The organism is Geomonas sp., from assembly GCF_056994735.1.
This window is the reverse complement of sequence record NZ_JBXKJL010000384.1, coordinates 51,383-76,993: the sequence shown is the minus strand read 5'-3', so window position 1 is coordinate 76,993 and position 25,611 is coordinate 51,383. Positions and strand designations below refer to the sequence as shown.

Genomic DNA, 25,611 nt, shown 5'->3' with positions numbered 1-25,611 from the left:
TCGTCCGGCAGCCGGACACGGGTCGGGAAGGTGTCAGCCTCGGCGAAAGCCTCGCCCAGCATGCGCCCGACCGAGCCTATGGCGAACTCCATGCACATGGCGCGATCGAAGGCCGGGGCAGGGGCGTTATCGGGAACGGTCGCTGGGCCTGGAGTCGTTACCACCGCAGCGGGATACTTCGCAGTCACCGATACGCCGGGATAAGGAGTGGCGACAGGCGCAGGCATCGGGGCGGGCGTCCCACCGGCGAAGTGTGCTGATGCCGGAGCCGGTTCGACAGCGACTATTCCAGTCAGCGGCACGCCGGAAGCCAGCAGCTGTTCCTGCAGGGAGACCTGCAAGGCCAAAGCCTCGGCCATCGACCGGTTGAGTTGCCCGGCAAGGCGGAGGTAGGCGTCGTGAGCCTGCATGCTCGCTTGCTGAGCCGAGGCGAAGTCGCGCAGCAGTCCATCAACGACAACTCCATCGTGACCTGTCCCCTGAACGGGGAGGGACACTGCCGGGAGACCTCCATCATCCCCCACGTCATGAGCGGGATGGGACGCAGATGGCGCCGCGACAGTCCTCTGAGCTTGTAATGGCATGTTCCCTTGGGCCGGGTGTAGGGGAGAGTGATCATTCGCCCCTGCGGCCGGAGATGAGGCTTCGGCCGAGGGACGGCTAGTGCTGACCATTGCCATCCCGCCGACGGGAACGGACGACGCCGGAACTTGATGCTGGTCCGGCTGCAGGGGCGCATAAGCATTCACCCGCTCCGTCGGACGTGCGGATGACGATGGAAGAGAGAGGTTCCCTGCTCCTGCGGTCGGGGTGCCAGCGCCGATAGCTGATGATGGCGCTGTCGCCGCTGCTTCGGTTGCCGCGGCACGAACAGCGGTTTTGGGAAGAGTCGGCTCGAAGGGATCGCCGCCGGTTTTGAATCGGATCTTCTTCGCGTCCTGCCGGCATTCGCCGACGACATCGGTCGATGCTGCGATGAGTAGAGGCCCGACATTGACAGCGACCCGCTCAGAAACCAGTTGGGCCAGCAGCTTCAGCAATGCGGAATGATCGTCGACGCCGGGAAGACAGACGGATCTGGCGACATGGGGGCGGCCGGCGAGGATGCGGCTGATCATCCTGCTGCAGGAGCCTCCCGGGCCCATCTCCAGGAAGAATCGCACGCCATCGGCGTAGGCCGCCTCGATCACTTTCGGGTAGTCGATGCCTTCCACGGCCTGGGCCAGGATGGACTCCGCTGCACTGCGCCTGCTTACCTGGTAGGCAGTCCCGGCTGCACCGCTGTAGAAAGTGACACCCTCAGGCGGGTTGGTGGTGAAGAGATGCAAATCGCGGTAGGCATTCCCGACTTCCTTGGCCACCTCGCAGTGGACGGTGGTTACGCCCTGGAGGGGGAAGAAGCGGCAGTCAAGCATGGCCACGAGGTGCTTGACCCATTTGACGTCTCCGCCGATCACGCATTCGTCGGGGGTGTTGACGATCAGCAGGTAGACCCGCGATGTCTTCTTGAGAGCCCGGCGTACATCACGCACCGGAGCATCGACTACTCCTATGGCCCAGTTGATCTCCTTGCCGTCTGTTTCACCCCAGGCGCGCCTGGCGGCCCGGCACTCGCCCGCGAGATCACGGGTGAAGAGCGTGGAGGCGCGCATGCGCGAGAGCATCAGGTCACGCTCCAGCCAGGTGCGGGTGGCGATAAGTCCGGCTGACTCGCCGAGGCTGTAGCTGATGACCGCATTGGGCTTGATGCCGAAGCTCTGCACCACGTCGCTGACAGCGCAACCTGTGGCTACCTGCCCGAAGATGACCGCCAGGTGATTGTCGTTTGCGGATTCTATCGGTGCGCCGTTCCAGAAGTGCTCTGGCTGGAACTGGTCGCGCAGGTACAGGTTCTCCGCATCCTGGTTGCGGTAGATCTCCGGCCACGCCGCGGAGAAGCCCATGCCCATGCCGGCGAAGTGGTTTCCGGACCCGGGGAAGACAAAGCCGATCTTCCCGGAAAGACCCAATGGATTGGTCGAGAAGAAGAGGCGATCGCGCATGGAAGGGTGGAGCATGGCATCGGCCTCGGCCGGATCAGCCGCCACAAGCCGTTCGCCCTGGATCACCAGCGCGATAAGTTCCTCGTGACTGCGCGCCACGAAGGAAATGGCCAACGGTTGCTTTCCTGACAGATCCTGGGAGCGGAGAAGTTCCTGCGAAAGCGCCGACATCTCGGGCCGGGTCCCTTCGCTTGCCTTTTGCCGCAGGTCCTTAAGCGCCTCGGATAAGGCGTCGCGGCTTGCGCCGGTCACGGCGAAGAGGAAATCAGTGGCGGCGCCAAGCGGGGCAAACCTCTCCGCGGCTGCGCGTGCAGGAACCTTCTCATGCCCCTGCAGAACAACGTGGGAGCAGTTGCCGTCGACCCCGAAGACGCTGACACCCGCGAAGCGCGGGCCTTCGGCGCGGTTGCGGAGCCAGTAGCGGGACCCGCCGGGAAGATAAAGGGTGCCGTTGCCTGATAGCTGGCTGAGCGGAAGATTACCGGAGCGCGAGCCGGGGATAATCTCCTGGTAAAGGGCCAAGGATGCACGTACCAGTGACGCAAGTCCCGAGGCTGCTCCGCAGTGACCGATGTCCGCCTTGACGCTGGCTACCGCACAATGCCGCTTGCCAGGCGCAGGGGGGGGAGTATCGGATGAATCGTCCAAAGCGGGCTCGGCGCTGACCGGTCTATCGAAGAAGGCCGCGAGCGCGGCTACCTCCATGCGGTCTTCAGCGGGATAGCCGCTGCCGTTGGCTTCCAGGTAACCGACCTTCGCAGGGGTGACCGCCGCCTCGTCATAAGCGCGTTCCAGGGCGCGGCTGTAGGACGGGGCGCCGGGGACGATGAGGCTGCCACCGGCACCGCCGATTCCCCTGATGACGGCATAGACCCTGTCGCCGTCGCGCTCGGCATCTGCGAGTCGCTTCAGGACGACGGCGGCCGCTCCCTCGCCGACCACGGTACCATCTGCGGTCTCGTCGAAAGGAGTGGACCGTCCGGTTCTGGAAAAAGCTCGTCCCCTGTGCTGGCCCAGGGCCGCACGCAGGTCTCCGGCCAGATCTACGGCGCCGACAACGGCGCGGTCTATCTCGTTCTCCTGGAGTTGGCGCACCGCCGCTTCCAGAGCCTTGAGTCCGGAGCTCTCTTCGCTGGAGATCGTGAAGCTCGGACCGCCGCAGCGGAACTCCCTGGCGACCCTGCTGGCGACTACGCTCCCCAACGCGCCCATGGTGCGGTTGGCGCTCAGCGCAGGTCCGCTCTGATCGCGGAGTTGCCGGGTCCAGGCCGCCAGTTCCTCGTCGTTCAGCTTGAGCCCCAGTGCCTTTGCCCACTCTGCAGCCTTCTTTGCGATGGACCAGCGGAAGCTGAAGTTCGTGCTGTTGAGGTCTAGGGCGATACCGACGAAGACGCCGGCCCGCAGGTTGTCGGAGCGGTCAAGACCGGCATCGGCGATGGCGGCGGCAGCGGATTGCAGCATCAGGAGCTGCTGCGGGAGCATCTCCTCCATCTCCTTCGGCGGGATGCGGAACTGGTCTCCGGGAACCTCGAAGTCGTTCAGGTAGTACCCCGCAAAGGGGGTATCCTTCAGACCTTCCTTGCCGAACCATGCGCTCTTTTCCGCACCCCACCAGTCTTTGGGGCGGGCCGGCTTCGCCGTCGGGTTTCCACCGAGGGCGCGGAGTTGGAATAAACGGAGGGATTGCCAGGCACCGAAGCGGGCGTCCATGCCGACGATGGCGATATCGTTGGACCCGTCCTCCTGCCTTTTGTGTGAAGAGGTCCTAAGGGCGGCAACGGCCTCGGGATGCGCCTCCCCTCCCTGCGGCAAGTATTCCTCTACCAGCAGGTGCGCGTTGATGCCACCGAAACCGAAGGCGCTGACCGCGGCGCGGCGCGGCACGCCGTCGCCCCGTCTCTTCCACGGAGCCGGTGCCTTCAGCACTCCGAAGGGGCTGTCCTCGAGTCCGAAGGTCGCGGGCGCCTCGCTGAAATTGGCGGTGGGGGGCAGTGTCTCCTCGGCCATGGCGAGCAGGACCTTGGTAAGTGCCGCAGACCCGGCAGCTGTCAGAAGGTGGCCTATATTCGATTTCACCGAGCCGATTACGCAGCGTTTTCCGCCGGCCTCCGAATCCTTCCAGAGTTCCTTCAGGCTGGTGACCTCTGTTGCATCGCCGACCGGGGTGCCGGTGGCATGGCACTCGATCAGATCGACATCCTGCGGAACCCACCCCGCCTTCGCGTAGGCGGCGCGCATGGCCCTCAACTGTCCGTCGGCCATCGGGGCCAACAGGCTTCCGCCGACATCGTTGGAAAGTCCGACACCCCTGATGATCCCGTAGATCCGGTCACCGTGTGCGATGGCGTCCTCGGTCCGTTTGAGGACGAAGATGCCCGCGCCTTCACCCACGACCAGGCCGTCGCCGGAGGCGTCGAAGGGGGAGCAGACGCCACGGCGCGACAGGGCCCGCAGTTGCGAGAAGCCCATCTGGGTGAAGAGGGGGTCCGGACGGGAAAGGCCGCCTGTCAGCATGGCATCGGCGCGTCCGGAAAGGAGCTCGTCGGTGGCCAGCTTGATGGCGTAAAGGGAGGAAGCGCAGGCTGCGTCGAGGGTGAAACTGCCGCCGCCAACTCCCAGCGCCGCGGCGAGGAGCCCGGCCGGAAGACCGGCGACGTAACGGTTCAGGGGGTCGGTGGAAACGGTGTCGTTCGCGGAGCCGAGAAGCCTCTCCTCGAAGGTGCGGCCGAGATAGGCGCGGGTCAGCTCGGCGGATTTCTCGCTCGGGAGGGCGAGATTGCCGATGATGACGCCGATGCGGGTGCGGTCGACAGGCGCGGTGACGGCGCTGTCGAAGGCCCTTTTCCCGGCATGGATCAGGAGGTGGAAGAGGGGATCGAGTCCGGCAACAACCTTGGGGTCTATCGATAGACCTGAAACCTCGGACAGCGGAGGAAGGGAGTCGATGAAGCAGCCGCGACGGGAGTAGACGTGGTCGGCCTTGCCGGCTTCAGGGTCGAAGGCGACATCTGCCGGTAGCTGCCACCTCCCTTCAGGCACCTCGCGCGCTGCGCTCTTTGCGAGGCGGATGTTTTCCCAGAATTTTGTCAGGTCAGGAGCGTCGGGGAATATCCCGCCGATCCCGACGATTGCCACAGATTGGGACTGCTGGTTCATGCTCAGGCCGCCCCCAGTTTAACGGAGACAGGTTGCAACTTGTTGCGCTGGAAGGCCTGTTTCAGGGACGGATCGATCACGCACTCATACCCTTCGAGTCGCGCCACGAGTTTGCCGGTGTGGCGGTCGAGGAACTCCATATCAGCGCTGGCGCCATGCTTGGTCTCCGAAGTGACACGGATGACCACCTGGACCCCTTCACGCGGGAAAGCCTCCTGGAACTGGCGGTAGCGCCCGGCGAAGCAGGGGAGGGATCCGGCGCCGAAGCGCTCGAAGCTCCAGAGGATCATCATCTGGAAGGCACTGTCGATCACCAGCGGGTCGGTGAGCCATGAGCTCCTGAGCGGCTGCTTGATCCAGTTCACCGGAGTGGGCGCGCCCTTCACCGACGCAGCGATCCCCTTCGCGGAGCAGCCGTCGACGTGCTCGATGCCGTGGAGGTCAGGCCCGTGGAAAAGGCGCTCGCGGTTGTAGATCACCCCGTTTTCGGGGGAGTAGGGGGTGCTGGGAATCTCGGTAATGGAGCGGATCCCCTCCGGATGCTTGGTGGCCAAAACGATCTCGGCACGGGCATGGAGGAGTGTCTTCCCGTTGGCGCCCTGGCTGCAGAGCTCGACAGGCACCAGGTGGAACGATTCCCGTTTCGCCGCGCGCCCGGCCATGACCGTGACCTTGAAGGCGGTGTTGTTCTCGAAAACCACCCCCTTGCAGATGCGCAGATCGTTGAAGCCGTGGAAGCGGAAGCCGGGATTGCCGTGCAGGGCGCCGTGGGCCAGCCACTCGACGATCACCGCCATGGGAACGACGGCCTTCCCGTCGAGGACGTGGGAACGCAGGAACGGGTAGTCGGAGACCGTGAGGGTGAGGCCGAAGGCTTCGGAGAGGCTCTGCGGCTTGGCAGTCGCAGCGGCTGTATCCGGTGCGGTCAGCGCAGCAAGGGCGACGATCTCCACCGGTGCGTCGGTCGCGGCTATCTCCCTGGCGAGGAAGGCTCCCCCTTCGGCGAGACCGATGACCCCGATCCCTTCGCCGGCGAATACCTTCTTCAGTGCCGGTGTCACCATCCCTCCATCCCAGGGACCCCAGTTGATGCTGACCGCGCGGCAACCGGTGCGGCGCCGTGCCTCCGACTGGGCGATCTTGTTCAGGACCTCGTTGGCGACGGCATAATCGACCTGGCCGACGCGGCCGAAGCGTCCGGTGCTGGAGGAGAAGAGGGCGATGAAACGGAGGTCGTCGCTGCGGGTGGCGTTAAGGAGAGCACGCAGTCCCTCGACCTTCGTGCTGTAGACCTGCTCGAACTGTTCCGGGGACTTGTCCACGATGAGACGGTCGGCGAGGACGCCTGCGCCGTGTACCACGCCGCGGACGGCGCCGTGTGAGCGGCGAATCTCGGCGACGAGAAGTTCCATGGCACCCTGGTCGCGGATGTCGACCGAGCGATAGACGGCCTCGGCGCCGGTCGAGGCGATACGCGCGAGGGTGGCTCTGAGTTCCCGACCGGCAACAATCGCGCGGTACCGCTCCTCGATCTCCCTCGGATGCAGCTTGCCGACAGCCTGCTGCATGATGGCCCTCTTGATCTCGCTCTCTTCGGTGAGGGAGACCAGCCATGCCGGTTCCTCCGCCGGTTCAGGAGAACGGCCGAGCAGGACCAGGAAGGGACGGTACTGTTCCGCGAGAGCGACAGCGGCAGCCGCCGTGACGCCGCGTCCGCCTCCGGTAATGACGACAACCTCTCCTTCGGCAACGGCAGGGACAGCAGGTGCAGGGGCCGCGGGAAGGGTGGCTGTCTCGAGGCTGAAGCGGCCACTCTGCGTCAGCCCAACCTCTACCGGACCGGGGCGCAGCATCTCGAGGACCACCGCTGCGGCGGCCGACGAGGCGTTGGGGAACTGCCCGAGGTCCATGGCCTTGCAGGTAACTTCCGGCCACTCCTGGGCAGCGGTCTTGGCGAGGCCGGCGAGACCGCCCGATAACGGATCCTTCACGGCGGTCCCGCTGCCGAACCCGAAGGAGCCGTCAAGGCGGGAGACGGTGACAAAGAGCGCAGCATCGCTCTTGCCGGCCTCGATCAGTGCCTCGGAGGCGTTCTTGAGGAGCTGGAAGGCGTTATTGAGGAAGAGGTCGTCGGTGCCGGCAACGGGCGCGCAGATAACGAGGCCGGAGAGTTTCCCGGTCGGCGCCATCTGGTCGGCCTGGCTTACATCGATCTTTCTAACCGTGCAGCCGTGGTCGAGGAGGATGCTGCAGAGTTCCGCGGCAAAGGGGGAGTCATCGTCGGTGACCCATATTTCGCCGTCGTTGGCCAGGACAATCCCGTCAGTATCGTCATCGTCGCCGATAAGCAAAGGAACAACGGTGCTCCGTTCGATGTCGGCGGGAGCGGTCTTTGCGGGCTCGGGTTGAGCTGTAGCGGCCGGCTCTGCCTTTACGGATGCCTGAGTCACCCCTTGAGTCGGGGAGGTTTCGGGGGGCGTTTCTTTTTTCGGGCCTTCAAGGAAGGATGCGATATCGCCGAGGGTGCGCAAGGTGCCGAGATGTTCCGGTCCGATCGCCGGTGTTCCCGGCAGCCTCTCCTGCAGCGTGGAGAGGATCTCGACCCTCTTGATCGAATCGATGCCAAGGTCGGAGTCCATCCCCATGTCCAAAGCCAGCATCTCAACGGGGTAACCTGTCTTATCGCTGACGACAGCAAGCAGTTCCGCGGCTATGTCCCTGCCGGATACCGCGGCGACAGAAACGACGGCGGAGGCTGGTCCGTTCCCTTCAGCAGGGGACGGGGTAGCCGGAGAAGCTTGGCCCGCGCCGAGATAGCCTGCGATATCGCCGAGGGTATGCAGGGTCCCGAGGTGCTCCGGCCCTATTGCCGGCGTTCCCGGCAGGCGCTCCTGGATCGCGGAGAGGATCTCAACACGCTTGATGGAGTCGATGCCAAGATCCGAGTCCATCCCCATGTCGAGCTCAAGCATTTCGACGGGATATCCGGTCTTTTCGCTCACAACCTCGAGGAGAACCGCAGCTGTGTCGACTCCGGCAGCCGGCGCCGCAGGGGCGACTTGGGGTGCTGCCGGGGCAGGTGCTGTTGACGCGACGGCTCCGGCGAGGTGGGTCGCTATGTCGCCGAGGGTGCGGAGCGTTCCCAGGTGCTCGGGGCCGATCGCGGGGGTCCCGGGGAGACGTTCCTGGAGTGTGGAGAGGATCTCGACGCGCTTGATGGAGTCGATGCCGAGGTCGGAATCCATCCCCATGTCAAGCTCGAGCATTTCAACCGGGTAGCCTGTTTTCTCGCTCACGACCGCAAGGAGGGTGGCGGTTATCTCTGCCGATCCGACAGCCGGTGCGATTGTCGAAGCAGTCGAGAGGGCCGCCGGTGCGGCGCCGGCAACTGCTCCAGCGGAGAGATGGCCGGCGATATCTCCCAGCGTCCTGAGGGTTCCCAGGTGCTCAGGGCCGATCGCGGGGGTTCCGGGGAGACGTTCCTGGAGCGTGGAGAGGATCTCGACCCGCTTGATGGAGTCGATACCGAGATCGGAATCCATCCCCATGTCCAGCTCGAGCATCTCGACGGGATAGCCGGTCTTCTCGCTTACCACGGCCAGCAATGTTGCGGTGACCACTTCGGTTCCCTGTGAGGCCGGGACCGACGCGGCCGGAGCGGTTGCGGAAACGGTCTTAGCAGCGGCAGCGGTTCCGGCGCCTGCCGAGAGGTGGCCGACGATGTCTCCGAGGGTTCTGAGAGTCCCGAGGTGTTCGGGGCCGATGGCAGGGCTTCCGGGCATCCTCTCCTGCAGGCAGGAGAGGATCTCGACGCGCTTGATGGAGTCAATGCCGAGGTCGGAGTCCATCCCCATATCGAGCTCCAGCATTTCAACCGGGTAGCCCGTCTTCTCGCTCACCACCTGGAGCAGAGTCTCGGTCACGCCTTCCGCAGCCGCGGACGCCGTCGGGGCAGGGGAGGGTGCCGGGGCAGCAGCCGGGGCGGTCGTAGGGGCCGTGGCAGGGGGCGGTGCAGGCGAAGCAGCCTGCACTGCAGCGGCGGTTCGCGGCGAGGACGCCGCTCCTACAGAAGCCGCAGCCGCTGCGGCCGTTGCAGAAATCCCAGTCATCCCAGAAATCCCAGTCATCCCAGCAGTCCCAGCAGTCCCAGCAGTCCCAGCAGTCCCAGCATCAACCGTAGCCGGCATCACCATCTGCGCCGACTGATAACTGGCGGCGGCAGGACCAGGCACCGCCACCCCTCCAGTCCCTAAGATAAGCCGTTGCTGCTGCTCGAGCAGGGTCTGGAAGGTCTTAGCCGCGGTCTCCTGTCCTTCAAGGAAACGTCGGTGCAACTGCGCGGTATCCTCCTGCATCTTCTGCAGAATGGTCATGCTCTCACGGGTGAGGCGCAGGGATTCGGCAAGGGCGACATGGGAAAGAGATTGCACCTGGGGCTGAGCAGGCGCCTGTGAGGGCGCATGTGCCATCTGCTGCGGCACCGGCATTGCCGCGGCGGGCTCGGCGATTCGTGGTGTCGACGCTTCAGCCACAGGTGCGGCCAGAGCTGCAACTGGCGCAGGCGCAGCGACGCTGGTATGTCCAACTCTATCCGCCACGGGGGCCGCGGCGGCAATAGCCTTCGGCTGGACCGGCGGCTTCTTCGCTTTCGGCTTGATGTAGTTGGCACCGCCGATGGGAATGGTCATCGCCGGCTTCTTCCCTGCAGGTGCCGGCTTGTGTCCCTCATCCCACAACGCGAGCTTGACCTCCTGTCCGTTGGCTGCCAACACCGCGATCGCACGGGCCAGATCTACAATTCCGGCGCGCTTTCCGGACGATGAGTCGAGAGCCAGGGCAAGGTGGGGGCGGTTGCCGAGAATGCCCTGGACGAGGCCGGTGAGCCTGCTTCCGGGACCGACTTCGAGGAAGGTGGTGATGCCCGCCGCGTACATGGCCTCGACCTCTGCCACCCACTCGACCGGCTTGGCCAACTGACCTGCGAGCAGAGCCTTCGCCGCCGCCGGATCGGTCGGGTAGACGCCAGCCGTCGTGTTTGCGTAGACGGGGACCGAACCCTCCTTCAGCTCGACCTTCTCCAGTGCCTTCAGGAAGGGCGCTGCCGCGTCGGCAACGAGGGAGCTGTGGAAAGCAGCTGCGACCGGGAGTTGCTTGCAGGTGAAGTCCCTGGCCAGGAAGGCTTCCTTGGCGCGTGTGATCTCGGCGGAACTTCCGGAAAGGACTGCCTGGGACGGCGCATTGCGATTGGCGATCACCAGGTCGAGTCTCTCCTGCGCGATGACCTCTGCCACCTTGGCGAGCGGACCGGCAACAGCGAGCATGCTTCCCTTGTCGCCTTTCCCTTCTCCCATCAGGCGGCCCCGCAGGCGGGACAGGGAGTGCAGAGCTTCCTCGTCCAACCGCCCGGCCGCGCAAAGCGCTACCAGTTCGCCGTAGCTGTGACCGGCGACGGCGCTGGGGGCGACGCCGAAGGACTCGAGGAGGCGGAAGGCCCCGATGCTCCCGGCGCCGATGGCGGGTTGCGCAACCTGGGTGGCACGCAAAGCTTCTTCCTGTTTATTACGGGTCTCGTCATCGAAGGCCGAGATCGGGAAGATGAAATCGGAGAGGAGTTTTCCCTGATCCGAGGCGAATCCCTTATTTGCCGAGGAAATGCTGTTGATGAGTTGCGGGAACCGGCAGGCGAGGTCATTCAGCATCCCGGCGTACTGGGAGCCCTGTCCCGGGAAGAGTATCCCGACCTTCCCAACGTTGGCGCCCGCGGCGAAATAGGCGCCATCCGGGGTCTGCCAGGCGGTCTTGGAATTCTTCTCCAGCATGGCGCGCGCGTTCTTCACCAGGCTTGCCACGTTGGTTTTGTTGCGTTCAACGACCAGTGCCAGCCTGCAGGGGGCGGTACGGTCGAAGCCACCCCTGGAGGTCGCTGCCAGATCCCTCAAGGCGCTCCATGAACCGCCTTTTTCCAGCCGGTCGAGACCGGCGGCCAGCGCCTCGGCATCGGGGCCGGAAAAGGTGAAGAGTTGTGTGTTGCCGTCCCAGTCCGCCGCCGTCTTTTCCTGCCGGTACTCTTCCAGCACGACATGGAAGTTCGAGCCGCCGAACCCGAAGGCGCTGACGGCTGCTCTCCTGGGAGCGCCGGGACGCGGGAACCAGGGACGCTTCTCGGTCGGGACGTAGAAGGGGGAGGCCCCGGAGACGATCTCTTTCTGGGGTGTCTGGACCTTGATGGTCGGCGGGATCACCTTGTGGTGCAGGGCCAGTGCGGCCTTGATCAGACCGGCAGAGCCTGCGGCCGCCTTGGTATGGCCGATCTGCGATTTGACAGATCCCAGCGCGCACCACGGCACTTCGGCCTCGCCGTATACGTCCCGAAGTGCGCTGATTTCCACGGCGTCCCCGACCTTGGTGCCGGTCCCGTGCGCCTCGATGAGGCCAATGCTGTCAGGGGTGACCTCGCAGTTGGCATAGGCTGAAAGGAGCGCCTTCTTCTGACCGGCTGCGCTCGGGGCATAGATGGCATCGCCCTTGCCGTCGCTGGAGGAGCCGAGGCCACGCACCACGGCATAGATCCTGTCGCCGTCGCGTTCGGCATCGGCCAGCCGCTTCAGCACAACGATCCCGAGTCCCTCGCCGAGGATGGTCCCGTCCGCGGTGATGTCGAAGGGCTTGGCGTTGCCGGTGGGGGAGAGGGCGGGAGTCTTGCTGAAGCACATGTACATGAAGATGTCGTTGAAGGTGTCGATCCCGCCTGTGACGACGATATCCGACTTGCCCGAGGCGAGCTCGAGGGAGGCCAGGTGCAGGGCGCTGAGCGAGCTGGCGCAGGCGGCGTCAACGACGCAGTTGGTCCCGCCGAGGTCGTAATGCTTGCTGATGCGCCCGGCGACCACGTTGCCCAGAAGGCCCGGGAAGGAATTTTCCTGCCACGGGACGTAGGAGTCGGAGATCCTCTCGACTACGTCCTTGGCCACCGTCTCGTCCACCCCGGCATCCTTGAGTGCGGAACGCCAGATGGGGTGCCCGAGGCGGGCTCCCAGGGGAATGACCAGCTCCAGCGTGCCGGTGACGCCGAGGATGACGCTGGCGCGGCTTTTGTCGAAGCTGCGGTCCGGGCCGTAGCCGGCATCTTTCAGGGCGTGTCCCGCGGCGACCAATCCCAGCAGCTGGGAGCTGTCCACGGCCTCCAGGATGTTGGGAGGGATGTTGAACTCCATCGGGTTGAAATCGACGGGCGAGATGAAACCTCCGCGGCGGCCGTAGGTGCGGTCCGGACTCTTCTGGTCCTGATCGTAGTACTCGTCAACCGGCCAATGAGACTCGGGCACGTCGGTGATGGCGTCGACCCCATCCACGATGTTGGCCCAGTAGGTCTTGTGGTCTTCGGCCTTGGGGAAGAGGCAGCCGATCCCGATGATGGCGAGCTCGGATCCGTTGCGGGAGAATTTCATATCATCATTTTTCAACAAAGGTACTCCTTGATCTTTGCGATTTCGAGCGGCTCGGGCGACAGGGCCCCCTGGGGCAGGTCGATCCCCTGGCTGCGCAGGAAGTTTGCGCGGGTAAGGTGTGCCGCGCCGTGCAGGATGTTGAGTGCGACGGTAACCACCTCGCGGTTTTGCGGTGCTTCCAGGAAGGAGCCGGCGGCCCACTCATTGAAAGCTCCCATTGCGGGGCCGCACCAGACTTGGTAATCCATGCGGCGCTTCTCGGCGCCGTCCTTGGCCCAGTGTGCTGCCAGCCCGAGATACGAGCGGAAGACCAGCGCCATCCGGTGTTTCGGATCCCGTTCGGCGCGCTCGACCTGCGACGGGTCCCGGACCAGGAAATAGGAGCGGGTGTCGCGCCAGGTATCGTCGAGAGATGCCTGGAAGAAGGTTTTTTCCAGCTTCTCGCGCTCGGCCGCCGGGATCTCTTCGATGCTCTTGTGGGCGCGGTAGATCTCGTACAGCTTGGCGGCGCGCATGGGGAACATGGTGCCGCGCTTGAGTACCTGCACCGTCACCCCCATCTCGAACATGTCCGCGGCGGGGGCCATGATGACGTCAGCCTGCCGCGTTTCGGCCAAAAGGGCGCGCACCGTGTCGGAGGTGCCTGACTCGACGCAGGCCTGGTTCACGGACCCGGTCATGAGGTAGGCGGCACCCATGGCAAAGGCGGCGGCAGCCGACGCCGGGGTTGAAATGCCGCCGGCAAGGCCGACCCTGAGCTTCCGGTCGTAGCGGTACTGGCGCTGCAGCTTGGCGGCGAGCGAGGCGATTGTGGGGAAGAGGGCGAGGGCCGGGCGGTTGTCGGTGTGGCCGCCTGAATCCGCCTCCGCGGTCACGTCCTGGGCCAGGGGGACCAGTGCGGCCAGTTCAGCCTGCTCATTGGTGATCGAGCCGTTCGCCACCAGTTCGCGCAGGAACTTTTCCGGCGCCGGGGCGAAGAATTTGGCAGCCAGCTCCTCGCGGGAGACCTTGGCGATGATCCTGTTGGGGGAGACGATACTGCCGTCTGCAGCCCGCCTGATGCCGTGCACACGGTAGCGGACCAGCGGCAGGGTGAGGTCCAGGAAGGCCGAGGCCTCGACGATGCGGATCCCCTTGCGGATGTACAGTTCGGCTATGTCTCTTTCCAGGTCGGGTTCGTGCGGCGAATGGATCAGGTTGAATCCGTAAGGGAGCTCGCCCAGGGAGGCTGACAGGCGGTCAGCCGCTTCCTCCACCTGCGAGAGCGGTAATCCCGCCGCGCCGAAAAAGCCGAGCATTCCGGCGCGACCGAGTTCTTCGGCAATGGCCGCGGAACTGATCCCCTTGGCCATGGAGCCGCCAAGGTAAGGGAAGCGGATGCCGAGTTCTCTGCAGAAGGCGGAATCACCGAGGTTTTCGGGAAGGCAGGGCGGGGCGTAGCCGGCGACGGAGAGACCGTCTCCGGAGCAGTCGCCGAGTTGGCCGATGCCGCCTGTTGCGGGAACCATCTCCCCGTCTTTGTTGAGCAGGTAGAGGGGGTGACGGACCGAGCGAAGGGCCTCCGTGAGGTCGCAGGCCGCCGCGGGCGCTTCCGCCCCTGCGGACCATGAGCCGAGGCTTTCGGATTGGTATTTGTCACCGGTCGAGTCGTACCGGAAGGAACACTGGTTCAAACGTGCAACTCCTGTTGCCGGCATAATTGCAGCGGCTTACGATGGCCTATCGTAGTTAAAGCGGCAATAGGACTAGGCTTTGGTATTGAGGAAGCAGTTTGAAGATAACGACGGAGAAGCGGGAAAGATAACTCGCACTCACGATTACTGGCACCGCCCACCTTAACAGAGTATGTGTACATTAAATTAACGGAAAAGGCAAGACCGCACGGGGAATTCAGGCTCCTTTAATAGAGATCGAAGGCCGTATCATCCTCTTTTCCCGGTTTTTCTCTCAATGGCTTTTACTACATAGGGATACACTGTATCAGTCACGATCCGATAACCCTTGCCTGTCGGATGTATGCCGTCCCCGAGGTTGAGGTCGGGGTCCCCGGCGACGTTGGCCAGGAAGAACGGGATAAGGATCAGATCGTGCCTCTTGGCCACAGCGGGATAGACCCTCGAAAACTCGGTGGTATAGGTGTTGCCGAGGTTTCTGATCATCTCCATCCCGGCGAGGACCACCACGATCCCCCTGGACTCGAGCATTGTGACCATCTGATCCAGGTTCTTTTGCATCACGTGCGGGTCGATACCCCGCAACCCGTCGTTGGCGCCTATCTCCAGCACGACCACATCGGGCTTGAGTTTGAGTACCCAGTCGAGGCGCGACAACGTGCCGGAGCTGGTCTCACCGCTGATCCCTGCGTTGACCACACGCCACCGGTAGCCGGCTTGGTGGAGTTTTCTCTCCAGTTGGGCAGGGTAAGCCTCCGACTCCGGAACGCCGTAACCGGCGGTGAGGCTGTCTCCTAGCGCGACCACCGTACCTTGCGAGGCCGGCGGGTCCGTCGGGTGCGTGGCCCGGGACTCTTTCTGTTCCTGGCAGCCGCCCGAAAGTGCCCAGAGGGTCATGACCATACCTGCAATTGCCGCCTTGAGAGCGTTCATAGAAATTCCCCTGCTGCGACTCTACTCCTCCGCCTGTTCCCGCAGAAAAATCACCGGCTTCTGGCGCAGAATCGGGATCGATGCGGCCATCCCCACGGCCAGCACCATCACGACCGTTGCCAGCACCAGCAGGAGGCTCTCAGCGGGGTAGGCATTGTAGCTCATGTCCAGACCTTTGCGGCAGATGATGAGGCTTGCTACCTGCGATATGACTTGGGCGATCACGCCGCTCATTAACCCCAGAATGAGGTTTTCGACGGCGAAGACCGTCAGCACGAATCGGCGGCGGGCACCGAGGATGGTGAAGTAGACGGCTTCCTGTATCCTGGCGTATCGTGTGGCAAAGACCGAACTGACCACGATCAGTATACCCGCAACGATGCTGAAAGAGGTGAAGAACCTGACGATGGTCGACAGGCGGGCCATGATCCGGCCGAAGACGGCGACGCTCTCGGTGAGGTCGATGACGCTCACGTTGGGGAAGCTGCCGACTATCCTGTTCTGGATCCCGGCGATCCTGCTCCGGTCAATACGTGCCGCACAGAAGATGGTCTGCGGGGCTCCGGCCAGCACGGGAGGAGGAAAGACGAAGTAGAAGTAGGGGGTGATGCCGCCGCTGGTCCTGGTCCGGACACTGGAAATCCTCGCCTCGACCGGGATGCCCTGGATGCGGAAGGTGATGGTATCTCCCACCGCCATCCTGTGCATCTTGAGCACCGTGTCCAGTACCGATACCTGCTGCATCGGCCAATCCTTCCTGAAGAGGCTTTTCCCCGAGACCATGCGCTCATCCCGGAGCAGGTAGTCCCGGTAGGTGAGGTTGAATTCCCGTGCCAGGTTGTCCCCGCGGGCCTTGCGCTCCTTCTCGGGATCGATGGGCTGACCATTGACCGCGGTCACGGTGCCGCGAATGACCGGGAAGTACTCGGCGGGGAATCCGAGGGTGTTGGCGAAGTCGGCCTTTTGCGACGGCTGGATATCGATGAAGAAGACGTTGGGGGCACCCGGCGGGAAGGACTCGATGAAGGATGCGTCGAGATTCTTCTCCACCAGGGTGATGGCGAAGATGACCGCGAGAGCGGCGGAGAGGGTGACGATGATGGAGCGCGAGGCATTGCGCGGGCGAAAGAGGCCTTTCAGTGCCTGCCGCAACGGGAGATTTTTCGGCTCGTGGCGCTTCAGGAATTCGAGGGCGACGGTGGACAGCAGGAAGGCGATCAGGATCAGGCCCATCAGCGCCAGGATGAAGTAGAGGCCGGTGTGCAGATCCCTGAGCCGGATCATCACCATGGCAAAGAAGAAGAGGGTGCCGGCGCCGGCGATGACCCAGGTAGACCGGCTCCAGAAGCTTTCCTGCTCCTCCTTGCCGAGGATGGCGCGGGGCTTGACCTCCTTGAGGCGGTAAAGGGGGAGGGCGGTGAAGAGCAGGACCACCATCAAGCCGATCACCACCCCTTCGGCGACGGCCCACGGCGATACGGTAAGGGTCACATGGGCGGGAATGAGGCCGCTGAAGAGTCGGGGGAGGAAGTGCTGCAGCCCGAGGCTTGCAGCCAGGCCGGCGGCGGTACCGAGAAAGCCGAGGAGCAGGGTGACCGCGAGGAAATGGCCGATTATGAAGCGGCTCCGCGCGCCCAGGGCCTTCATCACCGCGATCGTCTTTTCCTGCTCCTTGAGAAGCGCGACGAGGGTGCTCTGGATGCCGAAGCCCGCCAGGAGCAGGGTGAAGATCCCGCTCAGGTTCAGGAAGAAAAGGAGGTTGTCGAAGAAGCGCTTGACCCTGGAGTCCCCGCTCCGGTAGGTCTCCACCCGGACCCGGCTTTCCCCTGCAACGCTTCGCACCCTCGACGCCACGGCCTCGAGATTCCTCTGGTCGTTGACCTTGAGCAGCGTCACGTAATCGGCGCGGCTTCCCCTCCCCAAGAGGCCGAGCGAGGCGAGGTCGCTGGCGGCGATAAAGGCCCTGGGGCCGAGGGCGAAGAAATTAACCGGGCGGTCAGGTTCCTGCAGCACGACATCCTTCACCGCGAGGGTGGCCTGCCCGACGCGCACCATGTCCCCGATCCGCAGCCCCAGCCGGTCCAGCAGGGTCTGCTCGACGATCATGCTTCCTGCGCCCAGCACCTCGTGAAATGGCCGCCCCGACGCGAGCACGACCTTGCCATAGAAAGGGTACCCCGGCTCAACCACCTTCAGGTCGCAAAGCAGCGACGCTTCGCCGACGGTTTTTCGCACTATCGAATAAAAATCGTAGTACCGCGCCGCCCTCACCTCGCCCTTTTTCACCATGGTCGAGATCTCCGTCTCGACGGCCGGCGGAAGCGGGCTATGCGAGGTGGCAATGACGTCGCCCGCATGCAGCGACTGTGCGTCACGCAGCAGGGAGCTCTCCACGCTGCGGTTGAAGCTTCCGAGGGAGACGAGGGTGATCATGGAGAGGGCGACGCAGAGAACGAAGACGGCGGACTGCCGCTTGGCGCCGGTTATCTGTCGCAGGATGAAGTGCCGGTTGACCATGGGCTGTCACACGATCCTGCCGTCGCGCAGGGTGATGATTCTGTCGGCCTTGTGGGCGATCTCGTCGCTATGGGTGACCAGTAGCAGGGTGGTATCGCGCTCGCGCTGCAGTTCGAGCAGCAGTTCCAGGATGGTGGCTCCGTTGACGGAATCCAGGTTTCCCGTCGGTTCGTCGGCGAAGATGATGCGAGGCTCGTTGATCAGGGCCCGGCAGATGGCGCAGCGCTGCTTCTCGCCTCCGGAGAGCTGATGCGGGAAATTTGCGCTCCGTTCCGACAGCCCCACCCGGTCAAGGAGGGCCTCGGCCTTTTCCCTGGCGGTGGCATCCCCCTTCAGCTCGGCCGGAAACATCACGTTCTCCTTGGCCGTCAGCGACGGGACCAGATGGAAGGATTGGAAGACGAAGCCGAATGTGGAGTTGCGAAGCGGGGCCAGGGCGTCCTCGTTGAAATCGGTGATGTCGACCTCTTCCAGGAGGACCCGCCCCTCATCCGGGCGATCGAGGCCGGAGAGGATGGTGAGCAGGGTCGACTTGCCGCTGCCGCTTTCGCCCTTGACCACCAGGAACTCCCCTCTCGCCACCGTCAGGGTGACGCTGTCCAGGACCTTGATCCGCCGTTTTCCGATCAGGTAGTTTTTGGTGATGCCGCGGGTCTCCAGAATTGCCATTCCGAACTCCACAGAGCTGCGCTTGCCGTTGCCACCCTCATCCGCAGGAGCGCCGATCTCCCAACAAGAAGCGGGAACAGGTCAACCACCCGCTCCCGCCCGGATATCTCTCGCTACCCCTTGAACTCCTTGAGCCAATTAACCCGCTGCCGACGTGCTACCCCGGCAGGGGGACGAAGAAGCTTTTTTCCGCCTTGCAGACCGGACAGGCCCAGTTGGAAAGAAGCTCCTCAAATGAAACGCCGGGAGGAACCTCGTTAACCGGGTCCCCCTCGGCGGGATCATAGACGTACTGGCAGATAGTACAAATCCAGCTCTGTAGAGGGGTATTGGCATCTTTACCATTCACCATTCACTATTCACCTTTCACCGTTTGATCACCACGATACCGGTTGTGGTTCCTTTTTCACCAACAAGATGCTGCAGGGCATCTTGCGGATGATGGCGTCGTTGTCACGGCCGAACAACATGTGCTCGAGGCGGCCTTCCTCATGAGCAAGCAGGAGTAAAAGGTCGATCTTTTCTTCACTGACGACGTTGACGACTTCGTCGACGGGATTGCCGTCCTTGATAATCAACTTGATCGGGAAGCCGGAAGTCAGCTCCCGCCTGAGGATCTTGTCGAGTTCGTCCTTCGTTTCCTCCTGGATGTTCAGGTAGCTCTTGTGACGGTCGTCGGGGTAGGGCAGCGGGGCGTTGAGGGCCTCCTGGTCGACGGGGTTCGATATCAGGTGCAACACCTGGAGCTCGGCTCCCAACTTCTTGGCGAGTGAGATGCCGCTTTCGACGGCATCACGGCACTCCTGGCTTATCCTGCCGACCGCAAGTATCCGCTTGATGTTATTCATGACCTGCCTCCTTTTCGACTCGCCGGTTTTTCAGAATCAGCTGAGAGTGGGTGCCCCCGCGTTGTCTTAGAAGAGAGGATACAGCAGCACTTCTGTAATTATGAAGCAGTCCTGACAGCGCTAATGATTGACTTTCCTCAGTATATCCCATTGCCAAGTGGCGGCAACTTGGTAAAGTATTTTTCAATGAGAGCCCCCGATCACCGTTACAGGAGGTACTGCAATGAGTAAGCTCGCGAGGATTGCCGGTCTGTTCCTGATAACAACCATGCTTTGCTCCTGCGCCTCGGTATCGGTGGTCGATACCTGGCGCAATCCCAGTTTGAAGGCGCCGAAGCTGCACAGGGTACTGGTGGTCAGCATCACCAAGAAATATTCCAGCCGCAGGGTCTATGAGGACATGCTCTCCAGCGAGCTCGCCAAGCACGGGGTTGAAGCGGTGGCAGGGTACTCCCTGATGCAGCCCGGTGAGAAGTCCGACTGGACGGCGCTGGACGCCGCGGTGAAACAGGCTGGGGCCCAGGCGGTACTGACCCTGCAGACCATCAAGGTCGAACAGCAGACGACGGTCCAGCCCGGCTACGTCACCACCTATCCAGGGCACTGGTATCCTGAGGCCTTCCCCGCCTGGGACCTCTACGGCTATTACGGCTCGATGGCCAATTACGGCCCTGCCTTTATCTCCACCTACGACGTAGCCACCATGCAGGTGAACCTCTTCGATGCAGCCTCCGGAAAACTCCTCTGGGCCGCCACCGTGACCAGCGACGAGCCGGAAAAGATCGTCTCGGTCGGCAAGGACCTGGCGCGGCTGGTGGCAGAAGAACTGGCGAAGCAGGGGCTCATCTGACGGCAAGGGCTTGACGGTTCATGACGCAGGAAAAAGGATTCCCTCGGGCGTCCTTTTTTTATGCCCGGGCCTGATCGTCGACCATCGCGCGGCAACGGGAGGGCGACCTATGCCCCTGAAACCATGGCAGGTGCAGCCTCGCTCCTTTTATGACCGCGACACGGTCACGGTGGCTCATGAGCTACTCGGATCTTTCCTGGTGCACGTAGTGGACGGCGAGGAGCGGGTGGGTAGGATCGTCGAGGTCGAGGCGTATATAGGGCCTCATGATCTTGCCGCTCATTCTTCCAGGGGGCTCACTCCCCGCACCCGGATCCTTTTCGGCCCCCCAGGCTATGCCTACGTCTACCTGGTCTATGGCCTCCACTGGTGCATGAACGTCGTCACCGAGCGGGAGGGGCATGGCTCGGCAGTCCTTTTGCGTGCGCTGGAACCGGTGCAGAACCTGGATGACAAGACGAAAGGTCCCGGGCTGTTGTGTCGGGCCATGCAGATAGACAGCCGGCTGAACGGGCATGACCTCTTGAGCCCGGATTTCTTCGTTGCGGCCGGACCTAGGCCGGAAATCTCGGAAATCGTGGCGCGGCCGAGAATAGGCGTTGATTACTCAGGGATCTGGGCCGGCAAGCTTCTCCGGTTCTATCTGAAAGGGAACAGGTATATCTCCAAACCGTAGCTCTCTCCTACCTCCCTAATCTCCGTCGTTTCTGTCTACGCTCTGCACTTCCTCCTTCCTCGTCACAATCGCCAATGAACCTGGAAATACTTTCCCTGTCTAAGCCTTGAATGCTTGCGAGATCTCGTCTGCGGCAATGAGTAATCGATTCGCCATGACAGCACGAGGAAGGGGGCCTGCATCGAAAAACGAAGAGCCGATTCCTCAAAGATATTCGGTGCTCTTAGTGCAATGCCCTGTCCTTTGGATATAATCAGAGAATTCATGAACTTCGAGAAAGGGCCGCCGGCATGGCTAATGGCAACTCACAGCAGATACGTTTGGGCATAGGCGATGCGCATGTCCCGCTGCACTCGCATATCGCCTACTTCGTGGAAGATGACGAAGACCTGGCCGCGGCCCTCGGGTTTTTAACCGAGGGGCTCAAAGGCCACGACCACTGCGTCATAATCGGCGATCACAAAATGAACGAACGGAGCTGCAGCTTCCTCGCGGGAAGGGGAGTCGACCCAGGTGTCTTGATCGAGACGGGCCGTCTCGCCCTGGTAGGGGGAGTCGACTCCGGCGAAGCCATCGTCGACACTCTGGTCAAGACCTTTTCCCGCATGATCCAGGCTGGTGCCAAGGTCGTCAGGCTCATGGCAAACCTCGGATGGCTCGAACAGGGCTGGCCGTCGGTGATGGATCTTCTTGCCCTTGAAGCAAAGGTCAACCGGATCGCGGAGCGCTTCCCCTGTGTCCTCCTCTGCCTTTACGACATGCGTACCCTGCCGGGCATCATCATGCGCTACGGTGCCCTGGAAACCCACCCTCTCGCCATTCGCGGCCAGACGATCGAAAAGAACCCCTTTTACCTGCCACCCGAGGCCTCTCTCACCCAGCTCGATGAGATGTCGACAACCTTGTGCGACTTCGAGCGCGTCTCCATGGAAAGGCGGCGCAACGAACAGGCCCTGCTGGCCCTGCGCGACATGAGCACGGTGCTCCAGTCGACCCTGGAACTGGACAAGATCCTCGAGGATGTCCTGCGGACAACGGCGGGGGTGGTCGGCGCCGAAAGCGGCATCGCTGCCTTTTGTTCCCCCGATGGCGCCTCCGGATATCTCCACCTCATCAAGGGAGAGGTCGCCTCCCCGGAAGAGGGGTGGACGGGGAGGGAGCCGATTCCGGGGAGGCTCATTTTCCTGCCAACACCATATCTGTCCAACGACGCCAGGCACGACGCCAACATTGACCCGGCAGTTGCCGAACGCTACGGCATCACCGGCGTGATCAGCACCCCGATCCTCGACTCCGGCGGCTTCATGATCGGCTTTCTGGAGATGCACAACAAGGTCGACGGCTCAGGATTCTCTTCCTTTGACCAGGGACAGTTGGCCTCGGCTGCCCAGATAGCCGCCCTGGCCGCCAAAAATGCCAGCGCCTTCCGCAGGATCTCCCTGATGGGGGCAAGGCTTAGGGAAAGCACCGAACGTTATCGACATTTGGTGGAGGGGCTTGATGCCATAGTCTGGGAGGCGGACGCCGAGACATTCCGCTTCACCTACGTGAGCCGGCAGGCCGAGACCATGCTCGGTTACCCCGTTTCCCAGTGGCTGGAGGAATCCGATTTCTGGGCGAGCCACATTCATCCCGACGACAGGGAGAGGGCGGTGGGAATCTGCCGCCTGGCCACCGCCCAAGGCAAGGACCACCGCTTCATCTACCGCTTCATCGCCGCCGACGGGAGGGAGGTGTGGCTGCGCGATCACGCGAGGATCGTCCTTGACAACGAAGGAGCGGTAAGTCAGTTGCGCGGCTTGATGGTCGATATCTCCGAGGCCATGGCACTGCAGGAGGCGCTGCAGAAGAGCGAGGCGAAATTCCGCTCGATCTTCCAGGGTGCGGGCATCGGCATGGCCATGGTCGACGCCGACGGAAGGCTGCTGCAGACCAATCCAGCCCTGCAGTGCATGCTGGGGTACCCGGAACCTGAACTGGAGGAAAAGACCTTTTTCGGGCTGAGCCATCCCGATGATGTCCACTCCGGGGTCACGGGCTTCAGCGCCCTCATGGCCGGCTCCCTCACGCGCTTCCAGGTGGAAAAACGGTTTCTCAGAAAGGACGGCCGGGAGCTGTGGGGATGGGTGACCTTCTCGGCCGTGCAGGTCGACGGCGGAAGCCAGTACGCCATCGCCATGGTCGAGGACATAACCGAGCGCAAGGAGGCCGAGGCCGAGGTCGCGGAACTCCTGGCCCAGGTGCAAAGGGACGCCGCAGAGCTCGAGAAGCGCGTGGCCGAAAGGACCTCCCAGCTGGAGGAGATCAACAGCGAACTCGATTCCTTCGCCCACTCGGTCTCGCACGACCTCAGGGCTCCGCTGCGTGCCATGCAGGGATTCGTGGAGATCCTGCTCGAGGACCTGTCCCTGGGGGACCGGGAGCGTCACCAGTACCTGCAACGGACACTTTTGGCCGCTCAAGGGATGGACCGCCTGATCCAGAACCTGCTGGCTTACAGTCGCCTGAGCCGCCAGGATATCATGCTCAAGCCGGTCAGTCTCGACGAGGTGGTGAAGGAGGCCGCCCAGCAGCTGGAGCTGGCCAGCGGCGGGAAGAAATACCTCCTGGAGGTAGCGGGGCCATTGCCGGAGGTGGTCGGGCACCACGCGGTGCTGGTCCAGGTGGTGCTGAACCTCCTGACCAACGGCGTCAAGTTCGTGCCGGCAGGGGTCACGCCCAGGCTCCGCATCTGGGCTGAACTCTCCGAGGGGCACTGCCGGCTCTACGTGCAGGACAACGGCATAGGCATCCCCCCCGAGCACCAGGAAAGGATCTTCAAGATCTTCGAGCGCCTGCACAGCATGGAGGAATATCCCGGCACCGGGGTGGGGCTCGCCATCGTGCGCAAGGCGGTTACCAGGCTGGGGGGGAAGATCGGGGTCATCTCCCGGGAAGGGGAGGGGAGCCGGTTCTGGATCGAGTTCCCGGTGGCGGGGGGAATTCGCAGCGGCGAATAGCTCTGCGCTCGGCAAGGTCGAGGGGAAAGGGCGTGACGGCCCAAACCGTGAAAGAAAGAGAGATCTGGAGCAAAGATCATGAACGAGAAGCGATCCTCGGAACTGCAAAGACTCAAGGCGGCCCTACGCAGGCAGCGTAAGCTCGCCGAGGAGAAGCTGAGACAGTCTGAGGAGAAATTTAGCAAAGCCTTCAGGCTCGCGCCCGTAGGCATGACCATCACCACGCTGTCCGACGGGAAGTTCGTGGAGATGAACGAGGCGGTCGAGCGCCTGAGCGGCTACCTGCGGGACGAAGTCATCGGGCACAGCGCCTTCGAGTTCAACATCTGGCAGGACCCTTACGAACGGGCCAGGGTGATCTCGGAGGTAACGGAGAAGGGGGAGGTGCGCGAGCGCGAAATGATCATGAAGGACAAGGAGGGGCGCACCTTTTGGGGTTCCTATTCGGCTGTGACGATCGACATCGACGGGCGGAAGCATCTCCTCAGTCTGGTGAGCGATATCGGGGAGCGGAAACGGGCACTGGAAGCGCTGCAGGAAAGCGAAGAGCGTTTCCGGCTCCTGGCCGAAAACGCGCCGGTGCTGATCTGGGTGACCGGGAAGGACAGCCGGTGCACCTATTTCAATAAGACCCGGCTGGAGTTCACCGGAAAGAGGCTGGAAGAGGGGGGCGGCGACGGATGCAAGGCTGACATCCACCCCGACGATTTCGACCGCTGCGTCGGCACCTACCTTTCGGCCTTCAACGAACGTCGCAAGTTCAACATCGAGTACCGTCTGCGGCGCGCCAGCGGCGAGTACGGCTGGATTGTCGATACCGGCGTCCCGCGGCTCTCCGCCAGCGGCGATCTGCTCGGATTTATCGGCACGGGCTTCGACATCACGGAGCAGAAAAGGGTCAAGGATGAGCTGCAGCAGGCGAACCAGCTCCTGGCGCAGAGGGTGGCGGAGCGGACGGCGGAACTGACCGAGAGCATCGAGAAGCTGCAGGGGGAGATCAACGAGCGGATCAGGATGCAGCAGGCTCTGCAGGCGGAAACGACCGAGCGGATCAACGCCCAGTCCGAACTGCGGGAAAAGGAGCTGCTCCTTTTGCACCAGAGCAGACTGGCCGCCATGGGGGAGATGATCGGGAACATCGCCCACCAGTGGCGCCAGCCGCTCAATTCCCTGGCGCTGGTGGTCCAGGACATCCGCGCCACCTACAAGAACGGGACCTTCGATATCGAGTACCTGGACGAGAGCGTCGACAAGATGGTCGGCACCATCCGCCATATGTCCCAGACCATCAACGACTTCACGGACTTCTTCAGGCCCATGAAGGAGAAGGTGGAGTTCTCGGTGCTGGATGTCCTGAAGAAAACGCTTTCGCTGTTGGAGGGGAGCTTTCAATCGCAGCAGATCCAGATCGAAATCGCGGCACCCTCCGACCCGTTGGTGACAGGCTATCCCAACGAGTTCTCCCAGGTGCTGCTGAACATCATGATGAACGCCCGGGACGCCTTTTGCACCCATGAGGTGGCCTCCCCGCTGATCACCATAGAGGTGGCCAAGACCAGGAAGGGGAAATGCCTGCTGACCATCACCGACAACGCAGGGGGGATACCGGAAGAGATCATGGACAAGATCTTCGACCCGTACTTCACGACCAAGGGGCCTGAGAAGGGGACAGGGGTCGGGCTCTTCATGTCCCGCACCATCATAGAGAAGAAGATGGGGGGGACCTTGACCGCACGCAACGCCGGAAAGGGGGCACAGTTCCAGATAGAAGTATGACACGGTTAGAGCACTGGACGGCTG

12 protein-coding genes are annotated in these 25,611 nt (G+C 63.0%); 4 read left to right on the top strand and 8 right to left on the bottom strand.

All coding sequences use genetic code 11. The features are described 5' to 3' along the window. From AC11W3_RS16705 to AC11W3_RS16670, 8 genes are all read right to left on the bottom strand, one after another. Positions 1 to 5,198, bottom strand: a 5,198-nt coding sequence (locus AC11W3_RS16705; RefSeq protein ID WP_484093383.1) for a beta-ketoacyl synthase N-terminal-like domain-containing protein, incomplete at its 3' end; no start/stop codon positions are given. A 2-nt stretch (positions 5,199 to 5,200) separates the two neighbouring features. Next, entirely contained in the window at positions 5,201 to 12,661 is a 7,461-nt protein-coding gene (locus AC11W3_RS16700; protein ID WP_484093382.1) for an SDR family NAD(P)-dependent oxidoreductase, read from the bottom strand. Beyond that, positions 12,658 to 14,319 (bottom strand): PfaD family polyunsaturated fatty acid/polyketide biosynthesis protein, encoded by a 1,662-nt coding sequence (locus AC11W3_RS16695; protein WP_484091235.1) that lies wholly within the window; start codon positions 14,317 to 14,319, stop codon positions 12,658 to 12,660. Before AC11W3_RS16695 ends, AC11W3_RS16700 begins: the two co-directional genes overlap by 4 nt. A 249-nt stretch (positions 14,320 to 14,568) precedes the next feature. Next, positions 14,569 to 15,252, bottom strand: a complete 684-nt coding sequence (locus tag AC11W3_RS16690; RefSeq protein WP_484091234.1) for an arylesterase — start codon at positions 15,250 to 15,252, stop codon at positions 14,569 to 14,571. 21 nt (positions 15,253 to 15,273) lie between these two features. Continuing rightward, entirely contained in the window at positions 15,274 to 17,769 is a 2,496-nt protein-coding gene (locus AC11W3_RS16685; RefSeq protein WP_484091233.1) for an ABC transporter permease, read from the bottom strand. A 6-nt stretch (positions 17,770 to 17,775) separates the two neighbouring features. Next, entirely contained in the window at positions 17,776 to 18,438 is a 663-nt protein-coding gene (locus tag AC11W3_RS16680) for an ABC transporter ATP-binding protein (protein ID WP_484093381.1), read from the bottom strand. Positions 18,439 to 18,595: 157 nt separating this feature from the next. Continuing rightward, positions 18,596 to 18,790 (bottom strand): rubredoxin, encoded by a 195-nt coding sequence (locus AC11W3_RS16675; RefSeq protein WP_484091231.1) that lies wholly within the window; start codon positions 18,788 to 18,790, stop codon positions 18,596 to 18,598. A 25-nt stretch (positions 18,791 to 18,815) separates the two neighbouring features. Continuing rightward, positions 18,816 to 19,286, bottom strand: a complete 471-nt coding sequence (locus AC11W3_RS16670) for a universal stress protein (protein ID WP_484091230.1) — start codon at positions 19,284 to 19,286, stop codon at positions 18,816 to 18,818. 223 nt (positions 19,287 to 19,509) lie between these two features. On the opposite strand from AC11W3_RS16670, the gene AC11W3_RS16665 reads away from it, so the two are divergent. The 4 genes from AC11W3_RS16665 to AC11W3_RS16650 all read left to right on the top strand — a co-directional run bounded on the left by AC11W3_RS16665 (position 19,510) and on the right by AC11W3_RS16650 (position 25,587). Further along, positions 19,510 to 20,136: a DUF4136 domain-containing protein gene (locus AC11W3_RS16665; RefSeq protein ID WP_484091229.1), complete on the top strand. Its 627-nt coding sequence runs from the start codon at positions 19,510 to 19,512 to the stop codon at positions 20,134 to 20,136. Positions 20,137 to 20,245: 109 nt separating this feature from the next. Next, on the top strand, positions 20,246 to 20,812 hold the full coding sequence (locus AC11W3_RS16660; protein ID WP_484091228.1) for a DNA-3-methyladenine glycosylase: 567 nt from the start codon (positions 20,246 to 20,248) through the stop codon (positions 20,810 to 20,812). Between the two features lie 290 nt (positions 20,813 to 21,102). Further along, the gene (locus tag AC11W3_RS16655) at positions 21,103 to 23,811 is read left to right on the top strand and encodes a PAS domain S-box protein (protein WP_484093380.1); all 2,709 of its coding nucleotides are present in this window, start codon (positions 21,103 to 21,105) and stop codon (positions 23,809 to 23,811) included. A gap of 78 nt (positions 23,812 to 23,889) precedes the next feature. Next, entirely contained in the window at positions 23,890 to 25,587 is a 1,698-nt protein-coding gene (locus AC11W3_RS16650) for a PAS domain-containing sensor histidine kinase (RefSeq protein ID WP_484091226.1), read from the top strand. Positions 25,588 to 25,611 lie beyond the last annotated feature (24 nt).